Genomic DNA, 13490 nt, shown 5'->3' on the forward strand with positions numbered 1-13490 from the left:
CGAGTGTGGGAGGGGGCTTGCCCCCGATGGCGGTGTGTCAGTTGATGCATCTGTGGTTGTCCCACTGCAATCGGGGGCAAGCCCCCTCCCACGGTTTGATCTCCATACATCAGGTAGATATCAGCCTGCTTTTGATCTGCTGGTGATCTGGCGTTTGATCCCAGACGCCCCGTAAAACCACGCTGACCTTCGTTCGGGCACACCGAGCCCGAGTGTTGGGGCAAGAGCGTTTTGCTTACTTTTGCGCTTTTCAAAAGTGAGCCGCCGTAAGGGCGGAACCCTAAGCGGCCGTTACCTAAATAACGGATATGTACTCGATCAAAGGCCACCCATGGAAAAGTCAAAGTTACGCAAACTAGGAATGCTCACAGTCATCACAGTCGCCATCGGCCTGATCATCTACACAGTCCAGGCCCCCGCCGACGCCCCCCAATACCTCACCGCCACCGCCGAACGCGGTGACATCGAAAACGCCGTCCTGGCCACCGGCCTGCTCGAAGGCATCAAACAGGTCGACGTAGGCGCCCAGGTCTCCGGCCAATTGAAGTCCCTCAAGGTCAAAGTCGGCGACAAGGTCAAAAAGGGTCAATGGCTCGCCGAAATCGACCCACTGGTCCTGCAAAACACCCTGCGCAAAGCCCAGGTCGACGAAGAAAACCTCCAGGCCCAACGCCGCGCCACGGCGGCCCAGCTCAGGCAGGCCAAGTCCGTGTACGAGCGCTACAAAGGCCTGCAGATCGACGAGTCGGTCTCCCGCCAGGATTTCGAAGACGCCGAGTCCAACTTCCAGGTGCAACAGGCCAACCTGCTCTCCCTGGATGCGCAGATCAAAAGCGCCCACATCCAGATCGACACCGCCAAGGTCAACCTGGCCTACACCCGCATCGTCGCGCCCATCGACGGCGATGTGGTGGGCATCGTCACCCAGGAAGGCCAGACCGTGATTGCCAGCCAACTGGCGCCAGTGCTGCTCAAACTCGCGGACCTGGACACCATGACCGTCAAGGCCCAGGTCTCCGAGGCGGATGTGATTCACATCAGCCCCGGCCAGCAGGTGTACTTCACCATCCTCGGTGAAGCTGACAAACGCTACTACGCAAAACTGCGCGGCACCGAGCCGGCGCCGCAGAACTTCCTGGAAACCCAGACCGCCGGCACGCCGAAGCAGAACACCGCGGTGTTCTATAACGCGTTGTTCGACGTGCCCAACCCCGATCACCGCCTGCGTATCGCCATGACCGCCCAGGTGCGTATCGTGCTCGATACCGCCCAGGCCGCGTTGATGGTGCCGGTGGCGGCGCTCGGTGCGCGCAACAACGACGGCAGCTACCCGCTGCGGGTGCTGGATGCCAAGGGCAAGGCGGTGTCGCGGGACGTGAAGACCGGGATCAACAACAACGTCAAGGTGCAGATCCTCGAAGGCCTGGCCGAAGGTGACAAAGTGGTGATCGGCGATGCCACGCCGGCTATGGCGGGGAACTGACGGATGACCCAGCCACTGTTGGAACTCAAGGGCATCACCCGCAGTTTCATGGCCGGCGAGCGTGAGTTCATTGCGCTCAAGGGCATCGACCTGACGATTCACGCTGGGGAAATGGTCGCGATCATCGGCGCCTCTGGCTCGGGTAAATCGACCCTGATGAACATCCTCGGCGGCCTGGATTACGCCACGGCCGGCAGCTACAAGATCAATGGCATTGAGACCCGCTCATTGGGCGACGAGCAATTGGCCGAGCTGCGCCGCGATTACTTCGGCTTTATCTTCCAGCGCTACCACTTGCTGGCGCACTTGAGCGCCTTGCACAACGTGGAGATGCCGGCGATCTATGCCGGCACACCGGAGACCACGCGCCATAGCCGCGCGCGGGAGCTGCTCGCGCGCCTGGGCTTGGCCGGCCACACCAGCCACCGTCCCAGCCAGCTGTCGGGCGGGCAGCAGCAGCGGGTAAGTATTGCCCGGGCGTTGATGAACGGCGGTGAAGTGATCCTCGCCGACGAACCCACCGGCGCCCTCGACACCCACAGCGGCAAGGAGGTCATGCGTATCCTCGCCGAGCTGCACGCTGCGGGGCATACGGTGATCATCGTGACGCACGACCCCAAGGTCGCGGCGAACGCCCAGCGTATTGTCGAGGTGTGCGATGGCGAGATTGTCAGCGACAAGTCCAACGACAGTGTCGGCCTGGAGCTGCCCGGCGAAACGCCCATCGAGCCCAAGCGCAGCGGCGCGCGGCGTCTGGTGGCGAGCCTGGGGTTGTTCAAGGAAGCGTTCAACATGGCCTGGGTCGCGCTGGTGTCCCATCGCATGCGCACCTTGCTGACCATGCTCGGTATCGTCATCGGCATCACCTCGGTGGTGTCGATTTCGGCCATCGGCGAAGGCGCCAAGCGTTATGTGCTCAAGGACATCCAGGCCATCGGCAGCAACACCATCGATATCTTCTCCGGAACCAGCTTCGGCGACAGCCGCGCCTCGGCCATCGAGACCTTGATGCCTTCGGATGTCGACGCCTTGAACCAGCTGTATTACGTCGACAGCGCCACGCCGGTGGTGGGGCGCAACCTGTTGCTGCGCTTTGGCAATATCGACCTGGATGCGCAGGTCAACGGTGTGAGTGACCGCTATTTCAAGGTCAAGGGCCTCAAGCTCGAGGCGGGTATCGCCTTCAGCGAAAGCGATGCACGCCGTCAGGCCCAGGTGGTGGTGATCGATCACAACACCCGCCATCGTCTGTTCGGGCCGAACGTCGACCCGCTGGGCCAGGTGATCCTGGTGGGTAACCTGCCGTGCACGGTGATCGGGGTGACGGCCGACAATAAAAACATGTTCGCCGCCAGCAAGGCGCTGAACGTGTGGGTGCCGTATGAAACGGCGGCGGGGCGCCTGTTGGGGCAACGCCATCTGGACAGCATTACTGTGCGTATCAAGGACGGCCAGCCGAGCAAGGTGGTCGAAGACAACGTCAACAAGCTGATGCTGCAACGCCACGGCACCAAGGATTTCTTCACCAACAACCTCGACAGCATCATGCAGACGGTGCAGAAAACCAGTCGTTCACTGGCGCTGTTGCTGTCGTTGATCGCAGTGATTTCGCTGCTGGTGGGCGGTATCGGGGTGATGAACATCATGCTGGTGTCGGTGACCGAGCGCACCCGTGAGATCGGTATTCGCATGGCGGTGGGCGCCCGGCAATCGGACATTCGCCAGCAGTTCCTGGTGGAGGCGGTGATGGTGTGTTTGATCGGCGGGCTGATCGGGATCTCGCTGTCTTATGCCCTGGGCTTTCTGTTTTCGTTGTTTGTGAAGGAATGGGAGATGGTGTTTTCCCTGGGCTCGGTCATCACCGCATTTGCCTGTTCGACATTGATCGGCATCGTGTTCGGCTTTGTGCCGGCGCGGAATGCGGCGCGGCTGGACCCGATCGAGGCCTTGGCAAGGGACTGATAGGGCCGAATGTGGCAGGGGGCTTGCCCCCGATTGCTGTGTATCAGCCACAATTTCGGTTGCTGACCCACCGCCATCGGGGGCAAGCCCCCTCCCACATTTTGTTCGGTGTGAGCTTAAAGCCCCGTACTTTCCTCGGTGGCATACATCCACCGCAACAACGAATGCCGCCCGCTGATCCCCAACTTGATCGCCGCGCGTTTCAGGTAACTCTCGATGGTGTTGACCTTCAACGCCAATTGCTCCGCCAACTCCGGTGCCGTGCGCCCGGCCAGCAGCCCGACGCACACTTCGAGTTCCCGGTTGGAAAGGGTCAGCCCCGATTGCACCAGGCGTTCCTCGATGCGCCGGCGCAAGGTTTCGAGGCCCTGGTTTTCCGGGGGCACCGGTTCGCTGTCCTGACGGCACGGCTGGATCGCGGCGATGTGTTTTTCGACCATGGGCAGCAGCAGGGTGGAGAAGTCCTGCAGCATGCTGCGCTCCTGCGGCGAGAAATTTTCGGACTGGTGTGAGCGATACACCGATAACACATAGCGCACGTCGTCGCGGCGGCGGGTGAGGTGCAATTGTGCCGCAGGTTGCTCTTCGCCCAAGGCTTCTACCGAGTCGGTGTAGACCGGGCTGATCTTGCGGCGGACCTGCCCTTCGGCACTCAGCTGCAATTGCCTGATATGGGTGGCGTCCACGGCCAGTTGGGTGAGGATCAGGTCATGCAGCATGCGCGGAAAATGGCGGCTGCCGGTGCTGGCGATGACCTTGCCAATATGGGGAAACAGCTGTGAGTTCATCAATTCGTCCATGAGGCGTGCAGGTATTCGGCCTTATAGCGACGGGGGTTAAGAGGCATGCCAATGCGAATAACCTGCGGTGATAGTCCTTCCCGCCGGAACCTATGCTAGTACAGCCTGGCGGCGGGAAGGGGATCCAATCTAAAAAAATTGGATTAGACACTCACGAGTTTGGACTTGTGTTGCGGCGTGCGCGTGCATTTGGCCAGTGCCTGCTGCACATCGGCCAACAGATCGGCGACGTCCTCGAGGCCCACCGACAACCGCACCAGCCCTTCGCTGATACCGTGCTGGGCGCGTTGCTCCGGGGTGTAGGTGGAGTGGGTCATGCTTGCCGGGTGCTGGGCCAGTGACTCGGCGTCGCCCAGGCTGACGGCACGGGTGAACAGCTTGAGGGCATTCATGAAGCGCCGGCCGGTTTCGATCCCGCCCTTGAGTTCGAAGGCGATCATGCCGCCGGGCATTTTCATCTGCCGTGTCGCCAGTTCGTATTGTGGGAAAGAACGCAGCCCCGGGTAAGTCACGCGCTCTACGGCTGAGTGTGCCTGCAAGGCTTCGGCCACGGCCTGGGCGTTGCTGCAATGGCGATCCATGCGCAGGGCCAGGGTCTTGAGGCCGCGCATCAACAGCGAGGCATCCTGGGGCGACATGACGGCGCCGGTCAGGTCCTTGAGGCCTTGCAGGCGAATACGCTGGGCCAGCGCCTGGCTGCTCACGGCAATACCCGCGGTGATATCGCCATGGCCGCTGAGGTACTTGGTGGCCGAATGCACCACCACATCGGCACCCAAATCGAGGGGGCGTTGCAGGTAGGGCGTGCAGTAGGTGTTGTCGACCACCACGGTGACGTTGGGCTGCTGGTGGGCGAGGGCGGCGACGGCGGCGATATCCACCAGTTGCAGGTTGGGGTTGGCCGGGGTTTCGCAGTAGATCATGCGGGTCGCGGGGCTGAGCGCGGCTTGCAGCGCGGCCAGGTCAGTGAGGTCGACATGCCGCACCTTGATGCCGAACTCGCCGATGCCGTGGTGCAACAGGGCGAAGGTGCAACCGTACAGCGTCTGGCTGACGATCACCTCGTCGCCGGGGCGCAGAAGGGTCCAGAACGTCGCGGCAATCGCCCCCATGCCGGAACTGAACGCCACCGCCGCCTCACCGTTTTCCAGGGTCGCCATGCGTGACTCCAGCAGTGCCAGGGTCGGGTTGGAAATACGCGTATAGAAGTGGCCGCTGGCTTCGCCGGCAAAACAGGCGGCGCCATATTCGGCGGTGGGGAAGGCAAAGGTGGCAGACAGATAAATCGGCGGGACGAGCGCGCCGTGGTGGTCCTTGGGGTCGTAGCCGTGGTGGATGGCGCGGGTGGAAAAGCCGAATGCATTGTGTTTATTGTTCATGTCGGACGCTCCTTATTTCCTACAATGCTATGCTCATAACCACAGATGAATTTTGCAATATTTGCTGCTGATTCCCGCGTCCTGGGATGAAAACCTCATAAAAATAACGAATAGAGGCACGTTATGCCTGTCAGTCTGGATCGCACCGATAAAGCGCTTTTAAACGCATTGCAAGGTAATGCTCGGCTCACCGTGGCTGAATTGGCCGACCGCGTTTCCCTGACGACCTCCCCGTGTTGGCGCCGGGTGCGCAACCTGGAGGAGAGCGGGGTGATCAGTGGGTACCAGGCGATTCTCTCGCCCAAGGCGCTGGGGTATGGGGTGACGGCGTTTGTCAGCATCATGATGGAGAGTCACACCCAGGACATTGCCCGGGCATTCGAGCAGCGGCTGTTGGAGATTCCCGAGATTGTGGCGTGTCATAACGTGTCGGGGCGGTATGATTTTTTGTTGGAAGTGGTGGCGAGGGATCTGGAGTCGTTTGGGGAGTTTGCGCGGGAGGTGTTGCAGACGTTGCCTTGCGTCAAGGAGATTTATTCGAGTTTTTCCTATAAGTCGGTGAGGGGGTTGCGGGTGATTCCCTTGCCGGGGTGATTGGGTGGTGGTGTCGTGTTGTGTACATATCCGTTGCTGCGGTAACGGCGGCTTATGGTTCCGCCCTTACGGCGGCTCACTTTTGGAAAGGCCGGAATGCCGGCCCAGCCAAAAGTAAGCAAAAGGCCGTCGCCCCAACACTCGGCACCACGCCTAGGCTCGGTGTGCCCTCATTCCGGCTTGAATCCGTGGGTAACCCGGCGTCCTGCCGGGTTACCCACGGATTCAAGCCTGCGTTCGGCCAGCGTGTTTGACGGGGCGCCCAAGATCAAAAGCAAGAGCGCGGCGGCCTTAGAGCCGACCGGATTGTATGGCCGGTACTCGGTCAAAGTGTGGGAGGGGGCTTGCCCCCGATGGCAGTGGGTCAGTCACTGATGAGTTGGCTGACACACCGCCATCGGGGGCAAGCCCCCTCCCACAGTTTGATCTTCATGTATCAGTGAAGGGTGGTTTGTTCTGGCTCTGGCTCTGGCTCTGGCTCTGGCTCTGGCTCTGGCTTTTGATCTGCTTTTGATTTTGATCTTAGGCGCCCCGTCAAACACGCTGGCCGGAATTCGGCAGGGATTTGGGGGGTAAACCGGCAGGGATGCCGGTTTAGCCGCCCCGCGCCATGGATGGCGCGTGGCGGCGGCCCCCCAAATCACTGTCGAATTACGGGCACACCGCGCCTAGGCGAGGTGCCGAGTGTTGGGGCAAGAGCGTTTTGCTTACTTTTGCGCTTTTCAAAAGTGAGCCGCTGTAAGAGCGGAACCCTAAGTAGCCGTTACCTAAATAACGGATATGTCCCCAGTCCAACCCAACCCACCCCCCCAAACAGCACGTACATCCAATTTTCCCCACCCCATCCCCCCTCAAACTCCCTCATCGCTGAATCTTCAAGGCAGAGGGACACCCATGGACCCAACCACAAAACCAGGCCCCGACGAAGTCGTCACCCTGGTGGTCAAACACCTCATCAAACACGGCCTGGAGGCTGACTACGAAGCCTGGCTGCGCCGCATCGTCCGCATCGCCGGCGACCGCCCTGGCCACCTCGGTGTCGACGTGGTACGCGGCAAACAGGGCAATTTGGCGCTGTTTACCTGTGTGTTGCGCTACCGTTCCACCGATGACCTGCAAACCTGGCTCGACTCCCCCGAGCGCAAAACCCTGATCGCCGAAGCCGCGCCCATGCTCGCCGACGGCGACAACACCGAAATCGGTGCGGTCAACGAATTCTGGTTCAACCCCGAAACCCCGAATGCCGCCAAGCCGCCGCGCTGGAAGCAGGCGGTAGTCACCCTGTGCGTGATCCTGCCGCTGACCCTGCTGGTGCCGATCGTGTGGGGCCCGGTGCTGCGCCTGCACCCGTTTCTCTCCAACTACGTGGTCGCCACGTTTCTGGTAACCGTGACCATCGTCGTGCTGGTGGTCTACCTGCTGATGCCGGCGGCCACCCGCCTGTTCGCTCCCTGGCTCGAAGCCTCTGTAAAGGAAACCCTATGAACGCCGACCTGATTCTGTTCAATGGCCAGTTCCACACCGTGGACCGTGAAAACCCGCGCGCCACGGCCGTCGCCATCCGCGAGGGGCGGTTTGTCGCCGTGGGTACCGACGGTGAAGCCATGGCCCTGCGCGGCAGTGGCACCCAGGTCATTGACCTCAAGGGCCGCACCGTCATCCCCGGCCTCAACGACTCGCACCTGCACCTGATCCGGGGCGGCTTGAACTACAACCTCGAACTGCGCTGGGAGGGCGTGCCGTCCCTGGCCGATGCCCTGCGCATGCTCAAGGACCAGGCCGACCGCACCCCGACGCCACAATGGGTGCGCGTGGTAGGGGGCTGGAACGAATTCCAGTTCGCCGAAAAACGCATGCCGACTCTGGAAGAACTCAACCAGGCCGCGCCGGATACCCCGGTGTTCGTGCTGCACCTGTACGACCGCGCCTTGCTCAACCGCGCAGCGCTGCGTGTGGCCGGCTACACCAAGGACACGCCGAACCCGCCGGGGGGCGAGATTGTGCGGGACAGCAACGGCAACCCCACCGGCATGCTGGTGGCGCGGCCGAACGCGATGATTCTGTATTCGACCCTGGCCAAAGGCCCGAAACTGCCGTTGGAGTACCAGGTCAACTCGACCCGCCAGTTCATGCGTGAACTCAACCGCCTGGGCCTCACCAGTGCCATCGACGCCGGCGGCGGCTTCCAGAACTACCCCGATGACTATGCGGTGATCGAGCAGTTGGCCAAGGACCAACAGCTGACGGTGCGCATCGCCTACAACCTGTTCACCCAGAAGCCCAAGGAAGAACTCAGCGACTTCAAGAACTGGACCGGCAGCGTCACCCTGCACCAGGGCGATGATTACCTGCGCCACAACGGCGCTGGCGAGATGCTGGTGTTCTCGGCCGCCGACTTCGAAGACTTCCTGGAACCGCGTCCCGACCTGCCGTTGACCATGGAGCAGGAGCTGGAACCGGTGGTGCGCCACTTGGTTGAACAGCGCTGGCCGTTCCGTTTGCACGCCACCTATAACGAGTCCATCTCGCGCATGCTCGACGTGTTCGAGAAGGTCAACCGTGACATCCCGTTCAACGGCCTGCCGTGGTTTTTCGACCACGCCGAAACCATCACCCCGCAGAACATCGAGCGTGTACGTGCCCTCGGTGGCGGTATCGCGATACAGGACCGCATGGCGTTCCAGGGCGAATATTTTGTCGAGCGCTACGGCGCCAAGGCCGCCGAAGCCACACCGCCGATCAAGCGCATGCTCGCCGAAGGCGTGCCGGTCGGCGCGGGCACCGATGCGACGCGGGTGTCGAGCTACAACCCGTGGACCTCGCTGTACTGGATGGTCAGCGGCCGTACCGTCGGCGGCCTGGAGTTGCATGCCGAAGGCCTGCCGCGCCTGACCGCGCTGGAACTGTTCACCCATGGCAGCGCCTGGTTCTCGTCCGAGCAGGGCAAGAAGGGCCAGATCAAGGTCGGGCAACTGGCGGACGTGGCGGCACTCTCGGCGGACTTCTTCAGTGTCGATGAAGAAGCCATCAAGTGGATCGAGTCGGTACTCACTGTGGTCGGCGGCAAGGTGGTCTACGGTGCCGGTGACTTCGAAGACTTCGCCCCCCCGCGCGTGCCGGTACTGCCGGATTGGTCGCCGGTGGTCAAGGTGCCAGGGCACTGGCGCCCAGGCTCGCCGTTACAGGCCCAGGTGCACCAGTGCAGCGGCCCGTGCGGCGTACATGCCCACAGCCACGAAAAAGCCCGCCATTCCAGCGTACCGGTCAGCGACTTCCAGGGTTTCTGGGGTGCGTTTGGCTGCTCGTGTTTTGCATTTTGATTACCCATACCCCCGTAAGGAGTTGAACCATGGCTAGCCCTCGTTTGAACAAAGATGACGCCGTTGTACTGTTGGTGGATCACCAGACTGGCCTGATTTCCCTGGTGCAGGATTTCTCCCCCAACGAATTCAAGAACAACGTGTTGGCCCTGGCTGACGTCGCCAAGTTCTTCAACCTGCCGACCATCCTCACCACCAGCTTCGAAAGTGGTCCCAACGGCCCGCTGGTGCCAGAGCTCAAAGCCCTGTTCCCGGACGCGCCGTACATCGCCCGCCCTGGCCAGATCAACGCCTGGGACAACGAAGATTTCGTCAAGGCCGTCAAGGCCACCGGCCGCAAGCAGATCATCATTGCCGGTGTGGTGACGGATGTGTGCGTCGCATTCCCGACCCTGTGCGCGCTGGAAGAAGGCTTTGAAGTGTTCGTGGTCACCGACGCCTCCGGCACCTTCAACGAAACCGTACAACAAGCCGCCTGGGCGCGCATGACCGCCGCCGGTGCACAGCTGGTGAACTGGTTCGCCGTGGCCTGCGAGCTGCAGCGCGACTGGCGCAACGACATGGAAGGCCTGGCCAACCTGCTGTCGCCGCGCATCCCCAACTACCGCAACCTGATGAACAGCTACTCGGCGTTTACTGCCAAGTAACCCTGTCGGTCATCAATGTGGGAGGGGGCAAGCCCCCTCCCACAATTTGTTTTGTGGTGTGTCCACTAACAGGCTATAAATCCGAGAAATGTCCACCGAGAAGCGACAATGAACCCCTTCGAAGACATGCGCCTGTTCTGCCAAGTCATGGAATCCGGCAGCTTCACCGCCGCCGCCGAACAGTTGGGCCTGTCCAAGCAATTCGTCAGCCGCCGCCTGATCCAGCTGGAAGATCGCCTCGGCGTGCGCCTGCTCAACCGCTCCACCCGCCGCCTGGATGTCACGCCACTCGGCCAGAGTTACTACGAATCCGCCTTGCGCCTGCTCAGTGAAGTCGAGCAAGTGGAGCAGGGCATCGCCGGCCAGAACAGCGAACCGCGCGGCACCATTCGCCTCAGCGCGCCGTTGTCGTTTGCCATGGCCCATCTGGGCTGCCTGTTACCACTGTTCCTGCAGCGCCATCCCCAGGTGGCGGTGGAGGTCGACTTGAGCGACCGCCCCGTCGACCTGATCGGCGAAGGTTATGACCTGGTGCTGCGTATCGGCACCCTGGAAGATTCCACCCTGATCGCCCGCCGTATCGCCAGCATTCCCCGGGTGTACTGCGCCAGCCCAGACTACCTGGCCTTGCGCGGTACACCGCAAAAACCCGATGACCTTGCCGACCACGACTGCTTGCCCTACGGCCATGGCCGCCAGGTGCAGTGGCGCTTCAAGGGCAAGTTGCAGGCGCTGAGCGTGAGCGGGCGCATGCGGGTGAACAACGGTGACTTGCTGCGTGATACCGCCATCGCCGGCCTGGGCGTGACCTACCTGCCGACCTTTATCGTCGGCGAGGCGTTGAAGGACGGTCGCCTGGTCACGGTGCTGGACGAATTCGCCCCCGAAGACCTGACGCTGTCGGCGGTGTACCCCCAGCACCGGCAGAGTTCGCGACCGGTGCAGGCGCTGGTGGAATTCCTGCGCGAACGCCTGGCTAGCGGCTGTTGAACAACTGGCGGATCAGGTTGGGCGTACTGCCGGTCCAGCGCTTGAATGAGCGGCGGAAGTTCGCCGCATCGTTGAAGTTCAGGTACGCCGCCACTTCATCATTGCTATAGCCCTTGACCTGATACAGGTGCAGCGCCACCTGCTTGCGCACGCGGTCCACCTGCTGCTGAAAGCCGGTGTCATGCTTGTGCAATTTGCGCTTGAGGGTCGCCGGGCTCATGGCGAAGGCCAGCGCGGCCTGTTCCAGGCTGGGCGGTTGGCGCACCTGTTCGTGCAGGTAGTCGTAGAGGCAGTCGAGAAAGCTGCTGGCAAAGCCCAGCTGTTCGATCTGTTCGCGGGCCTGCTGGCGTGCGACCTGGCCGGCGGTGGCCGAGGCGCCCGGCCAGGCGCGGGTGAGGTATTCGCGGGGGATGCTCAGCATATCCAGCGGCCGTTCGAAGCGCGTCTCTTCGCCCAGGTGCACCCAATACTGCTCGATGTAGCGCGGTTCGGCATGACTGAAACAGCACACCCACGGCAGGCGCTCGCCACTGAGCCACTGGCTCATGGCAACCAGCGAGGTCATGCTGGCCTCCAGCAAAAACCGCCAGTGCTCGCCGGCGCCGCAACTGTCTCGCCAGTACAGGTAGGCGTGATGCGCATCCAACTCCAGTTGCAGCGTGACCAGCGGGCTGAGCAGCACCTGTTGTTGGATCAGGATCTCCAGGGCCTGGTGCAGGTTCTGCGCATGCCCCAAGGCATGGCTGGCCGCGCCGTAATAACCGGGCAATAGCCGCTGGCCGAACAGAAAACTGCTGTCGTCGGCGTCGAGCAGTTTGCGACTGTTGCCGATCAAGCCGAAAAACTGCTGCGGGCTCAAGCGCGCCGTGCCGGCCAGGATGTCCTCGTGAAACAGCCCGGTGCCGCGCAGCAGGCGATGGCTGTCGATGTCCCGGGACAAGGCCAGGTCGATCAGCGTGGCGGGTTGGTAGTGCCCCGGTATGAAGCGGCTGTCGGCTTCGTACCCGTTGGTTTTCACGGCCATCTCAGGCGCTTTTCGCCAGGGGTTGCTTGGCCCTGGCCAGGGCCAGGTTGAGGCGCTTGAGCAAGTCCTGGGACGGCTCGTCCAGGGCCATGACCACCGCAGTGGTCGCTGCCAGTTGCAGGCGCTCACCGTGCAGCCGGGTCTTGTGCGCGAGGCCGCGCACCGCCTGCTGCAACTCCAGCGCCAGTTCCTTGGCCTGGCGCTCACCGGTGTTGGGCAGCAGCACCACAAAACGGTCGCCGGCCAGGCGGCACAGCAGGTCCTGGCGGCGCAGGTTGAGCAACAGCAAATGGCTGAGGGCCTGCAACACCGCATCGCCCTCGGCATGCCCGTAGGCCTGGTTGATGGCGGCGAAGTTGTCCAGGTCCAGGACCAGCAGGGACAGCGGTTGCTGCTGGGTCTGGCTGTCTTGCAGGCTCTCTGCCAACTGGCGCTTGAGGTAGTCGGCGCCGGCCAGGGGCGTGAGTTTGTCGAACAGCCGATGCTCGCGGAACAGTCGCTCGCGTTTCTCCATCTGTGCGCTGATCGCCAGTTGTTCGCGGTGCCAGTGGTAGATACCAATGGTCAGCAGGATCATGCCCACCGGCATCGGCCCGGACTCCAGCCAGTGGTCCCAGGTGATGCTGTCGGGCAGGCGGATGAATTCGTCGAGGCTGTCGATCCACCACGAGAAGAAAATGCATGACAGCCCCAGCGCCAGGTAGTTGGTCACGCGCCCGGCGGGTCGGCTTTTCAGCACCAGCCCCAGCCAGACCAGGGCGAGCAGGGCGGAACCGCCTTCGCCGAAAATATCCAGCCACACCCATTCGCTGACGCTTTTCAACTCGCCGCAGGCCAGGTGCAGGATCAGCCCGAGGTTGGCCGCGATCAGCAGCAGGGAGAGTTTCCAGCGGTGGGGTTTGAGCACGGAAAACATGGCCGCGAGTCCTTGGGCAAATAAGCGATGGGCGCCAGCACAGCAGATGCATGTGACGGTTGCGTGACGGTGGGGGAGGGTCGAATCAGCTCATCTCACCGACAACAAAGGTCAAGGAATGTGGGAGGGGGCTTGCCCCCGATAGCGGTGGGTCATTGAAAAATCAGGGGGCTGATCCACTGCTATCGGGGGCAAGCCCCCTCCCACAGTTGATCTCCATGGGTCATATCAGCTCATTCCAAGCAGAGAACCCGGCAAAACCCCCGGTTTACGGGCCTTCCCGCCATACCCTGTCACAGAACCGTCATCCCCCACCCCTAGCGTGCCCTCCCAGTTGCCGGGCCTCTTGCCTGGCGCCAACGGACTCTTGGGGAG

At 62.1% G+C, this 13490-nt stretch carries 11 protein-coding genes; 7 read left to right on the plus strand and 4 right to left on the minus strand.

Annotated features, from left to right (window positions below; translation table 11 throughout):
* The first annotated feature begins 331 nt into the window (after window positions 1-331).
* Complete coding sequence (macA, locus tag ACZ445_RS12045) at window positions 332-1483, plus strand: macrolide transporter subunit MacA (protein ID WP_058427273.1); 1152 nt, start codon at window positions 332-334, stop codon at window positions 1481-1483.
* Between the two features lie 3 nt (window positions 1484-1486).
* Window positions 1487-3445, plus strand: a complete 1959-nt coding sequence (locus tag ACZ445_RS12050; protein WP_058427272.1) for a MacB family efflux pump subunit — start codon at window positions 1487-1489, stop codon at window positions 3443-3445.
* A gap of 116 nt (window positions 3446-3561) precedes the next feature.
* On the opposite strand, the gene ACZ445_RS12055 is transcribed toward ACZ445_RS12050, so the two are convergent.
* Window positions 3562-4233: a response regulator transcription factor gene (locus ACZ445_RS12055; RefSeq protein WP_179030022.1), complete on the minus strand. Its 672-nt coding sequence runs from the start codon at window positions 4231-4233 to the stop codon at window positions 3562-3564.
* Window positions 4234-4388: 155 nt separating this feature from the next.
* On the minus strand, window positions 4389-5624 hold the full coding sequence (locus ACZ445_RS12060) for a methionine gamma-lyase (protein ID WP_179030021.1): 1236 nt from the start codon (window positions 5622-5624) through the stop codon (window positions 4389-4391).
* Window positions 5625-5747: 123 nt separating this feature from the next.
* Between ACZ445_RS12060 and ACZ445_RS12065 the strand changes: the two genes are divergently transcribed.
* From ACZ445_RS12065 to ACZ445_RS12085, 5 genes are all read left to right on the plus strand, one after another.
* Complete coding sequence (locus ACZ445_RS12065) at window positions 5748-6218, plus strand: Lrp/AsnC family transcriptional regulator (RefSeq protein ID WP_179030020.1); 471 nt, start codon at window positions 5748-5750, stop codon at window positions 6216-6218.
* Window positions 6219-7112: 894 nt separating this feature from the next.
* Window positions 7113-7703 carry an antibiotic biosynthesis monooxygenase gene (locus ACZ445_RS12070; RefSeq protein WP_464708364.1) on the plus strand — a complete coding sequence of 197 codons (591 nt, stop codon included), beginning with the start codon at window positions 7113-7115 and terminating at the stop codon, window positions 7701-7703.
* Entirely contained in the window at window positions 7700-9538 is a 1839-nt protein-coding gene (locus ACZ445_RS12075) for an amidohydrolase (RefSeq protein ID WP_058425559.1), read from the plus strand. Before ACZ445_RS12070 ends, ACZ445_RS12075 begins: the two co-directional genes overlap by 4 nt.
* 29 nt (window positions 9539-9567) lie before the next feature.
* Window positions 9568-10185, plus strand: coding sequence for an isochorismate family cysteine hydrolase YcaC (ycaC, locus tag ACZ445_RS12080; protein WP_058425558.1), 618 nt, complete (start codon window positions 9568-9570; stop codon window positions 10183-10185).
* 108 nt (window positions 10186-10293) lie between these two features.
* On the plus strand, window positions 10294-11175 hold the full coding sequence (locus ACZ445_RS12085; protein ID WP_058425557.1) for a LysR family transcriptional regulator: 882 nt from the start codon (window positions 10294-10296) through the stop codon (window positions 11173-11175).
* On the opposite strand, the gene ACZ445_RS12090 is transcribed toward ACZ445_RS12085, so the two are convergent.
* The gene (locus tag ACZ445_RS12090; RefSeq protein ID WP_310863937.1) at window positions 11162-12199 is read right to left on the minus strand and encodes an AraC family transcriptional regulator; all 1038 of its coding nucleotides are present in this window, start codon (window positions 12197-12199) and stop codon (window positions 11162-11164) included. The two genes, ACZ445_RS12085 and ACZ445_RS12090, sit on opposite strands and share 14 nt — an antisense overlap.
* A 1-nt stretch (window position 12200) precedes the next feature.
* Entirely contained in the window at window positions 12201-13115 is a 915-nt protein-coding gene (locus ACZ445_RS12095; RefSeq protein ID WP_058425555.1) for a GGDEF domain-containing protein, read from the minus strand.
* Window positions 13116-13490 lie beyond the last annotated feature (375 nt).

It is taken from the genome of Pseudomonas allii (genome assembly GCF_055380095.1).

Bases quoted from the DNA above. Each gene is read 5' to 3' on its own strand.
- ACZ445_RS12075 (WP_058425559.1), top strand. From the start codon at position 7,700: ATGAACGCCGACCTGATTCTGTTCAATGGCCAGTTCCACACCGTGGAC.
- macA (WP_058427273.1), top strand. From the start codon at position 332: ATGGAAAAGTCAAAGTTACGCAAACTAGGAATGCTCACAGTCATCACA.
- ACZ445_RS12090 (WP_310863937.1), bottom strand. From the start codon at position 12,199: ATGGCCGTGAAAACCAACGGGTACGAAGCCGACAGCCGCTTCATACCG.
- ycaC (WP_058425558.1), top strand. From the start codon at position 9,568: ATGGCTAGCCCTCGTTTGAACAAAGATGACGCCGTTGTACTGTTGGTG.
- ACZ445_RS12070 (WP_464708364.1), top strand. From the start codon at position 7,113: ATGGACCCAACCACAAAACCAGGCCCCGACGAAGTCGTCACCCTGGTG.
- ACZ445_RS12065 (WP_179030020.1), top strand. From the start codon at position 5,748: ATGCCTGTCAGTCTGGATCGCACCGATAAAGCGCTTTTAAACGCATTG.
- ACZ445_RS12050 (WP_058427272.1), top strand. From the start codon at position 1,487: ATGACCCAGCCACTGTTGGAACTCAAGGGCATCACCCGCAGTTTCATG.
- ACZ445_RS12095 (WP_058425555.1), bottom strand. From the start codon at position 13,115: ATGTTTTCCGTGCTCAAACCCCACCGCTGGAAACTCTCCCTGCTGCTG.
- ACZ445_RS12085 (WP_058425557.1), top strand. From the start codon at position 10,294: ATGAACCCCTTCGAAGACATGCGCCTGTTCTGCCAAGTCATGGAATCC.
- ACZ445_RS12055 (WP_179030022.1), bottom strand. From the start codon at position 4,233: ATGAACTCACAGCTGTTTCCCCATATTGGCAAGGTCATCGCCAGCACC.
- ACZ445_RS12060 (WP_179030021.1), bottom strand. From the start codon at position 5,624: ATGAACAATAAACACAATGCATTCGGCTTTTCCACCCGCGCCATCCAC.